This window comes from Rhodococcus sp. LB1 (assembly GCF_001583455.1).
Taxonomy (GTDB): domain Bacteria; phylum Actinomycetota; class Actinomycetes; order Mycobacteriales; family Mycobacteriaceae; genus Rhodococcus_F; species Rhodococcus_F opacus.
In genome coordinates, this window is record NZ_LTCZ01000350.1 from 1 (window position 1) to 2,187 (window position 2,187).

Annotated in this window: 1 protein-coding gene and 1 pseudogene; one reads left to right on the forward strand and one right to left on the reverse strand. The window is 67.2% G+C overall.

Annotation, left to right across the window (positions count from 1 at the left end; translation table 11 throughout):
* A pseudogene (locus AZG88_RS54545) lies at window positions 1–116 on the reverse strand (WhiB family transcriptional regulator); the annotation flags it as partial.
* Window positions 117–893: 777 nt separating this feature from the next.
* Between AZG88_RS54545 and AZG88_RS35355 the strand changes: the two are divergent.
* Window positions 894–1,805: a hypothetical protein gene (locus AZG88_RS35355; RefSeq protein WP_156517692.1), complete on the forward strand. Its 912-nt coding sequence runs from the start codon at window positions 894–896 to the stop codon at window positions 1,803–1,805.
* Window positions 1,806–2,187: the final 382 nt, after the last annotated feature.

Here is a 2,187-nt window from a genome sequence, read left to right on the forward strand (position 1 = left end):
CGGACGTTGCCGCGTTCACCCTCGGGGGAGAAGAACATGTCGGTGTCGGTGCCGCGGCATAAGGCGCGGTGCTGCCAGTCCCGGTCGAGGGGGTGGTGGTGGAATTGATCAGGCACAGCGGGAGGGGTCGCTTTCGAAAGGGGAGCGGTGAGCCGATCCGTCGGTCAGGGGCGGGCGCGCGGGTGTGGCGGGCCTGGGCTTGTGGCCGGGGATGTGTGCCAGGCACATCGATGTCGGGGCGCTGTGGGTGGGCAGGACCTTATTGGTAACCGGGTTGGACTGTAGTGTGTCAGCGCATGGCTTTCCGAAAAGGTTGTGCGACATAACGTTTCGACACATCGCGGTGTACTTCCGATGCCCGGGAGGTGGCAGTCGGGTGGCGGCAGTGACAGGCCGGAGTCCGGGGCTGCGATCGGGTCGACGCCGCGGCCGCAGGGCGTGTCGGTGCGGTGATGCCTGGGCTCGACATCGGTGGGACCGGGGTGAACCCGGATGATTCACATTCGGTCACCTCTAGCGAGGTGGTGAACGGTGTGCCATTGATGGTAGCGACACGGCGAATGATACCGAAGGGTATCGCTCGAAAGTAACTGGCGTCACATCCACTGTCTCGTTCGCCGGCGTCGCCGACCGTGAGGCGCCGGATCCACCTCTTCCGCAGGATTCAGATGTTCCCCGAGCGGCGTGGTGTGCACGTCGGCTGTTCTCCAGCGGTGCGGCTGCCTGTCCGGGTCGGCAACGGGACGTCGTACCCCGCCGCTCCGACAGCCGTTCCGCTCGCGGGAGTCGCCGGTGGCTGGTACGTGGAGCGCGCGCACCTGGACACATGGTCTTACGATACTTACACTTGTCTATATCGTAAGAAGCGTAGTACTCGGGTGGAGCGGGTCATCATGAGCAAAGAAGACGGCAACGCAGGTCGCACGCGGTATCGGGTCGTGAATCGCGGCGCGGGCCGGTTCGGGTTTACTGCCGCGAGCCGGTGGCCCGGCCGCACCGGTGGCGCTGCTGCTGGTCGTTCCCTGCACGGCTCGTCCCCGGCTGTACGTGGTCATCGCGTCGCGGTGGAGCCGCGGATCGCGGGTGGCCGGTTGGGCGGGACGCAGGTTCGGGAGCGCCCGAGGAGTGCGCAGGAGTGGCAGCGGGAGATCACCCGTGTGGTGTCCTCGTTCGAGGGTGCGTCGCGGCGCCCGGCCGGCGGCATCGAGATCGACTTCGAGCTCCGGTTCGATCTCCGGGCGACGGGGCTGGCGCTGGATTGGCTCACCGACGCGTTCCGCACCGCGTTGGACGCCGCCGATCTCGCCGACACCGGCGGTGTGGTGATGCGGGCGTTGTTCGACACCGCCGATACCGACGTGGTCACCATCCAACTGCAGCGGCTGCCCCGTGCCACCCGCGCTGCCCGCACCGAGGGCGGCGCGGGTGACCGGGCGCCGCGCACCGAACGGGGTCTCGCCGATCCGGCCCCGACCGTCACAGTAGGAACCGATCCGCATGGACAGGTCGAATTGGAGACCGCGACCGGCAACCTCACCTATGCGTCCCCGCTGTCACTGTCGGGCGACACGATCTCCTCGACCGAGGTCTCGGAGATCCTCTCCCCGTCCGGGAATGTGAATCGGGCCCTGGCCAACGCCAAGCGGAAAGCTCATCAACTCCTCGGGCTGAAGGTCGGCAACCAGTACCGGTATCCGCTGTTCCAGTTCGAATCCGGTCCGTCGCCGAGCACGCGAACCGGCTCATGGAATGCGACCTCGACCCGTGGGGGACACTGGACTGGTGGTTCACCGAGAACCCACTGATCGGGGACCAGCGGCCGGTGGACCGCCTGACCGCGCACATGCTGACCGAGGCCGAGGTGGAGCTGATGGTGGCGGCCGAGCGGATGGGCATGGACTGACCCCGGTGAGTGAGCGCTACAACGGCCGGCCCCCGCAAACAAAGCTGATCCCCGCGGGCACCACACTGCACCGGATCTCCGGTACCAGATTCCCCGTACCCACCGAACTCGTTCAATGCCAAAGGTATCCGTACGCTCGGCGACCCGCTGCAGGGGCGGTTCGAGCCGATCGACGACTCCCACGGCGGCTACCTGTACGTCGCCCTGTCCCTCGCCGGTGCCGTCGCGGAAGGCATCCTGCGCGATATCCCCATTCCCCGGTCGGGGATCGTGCGCCGCACACG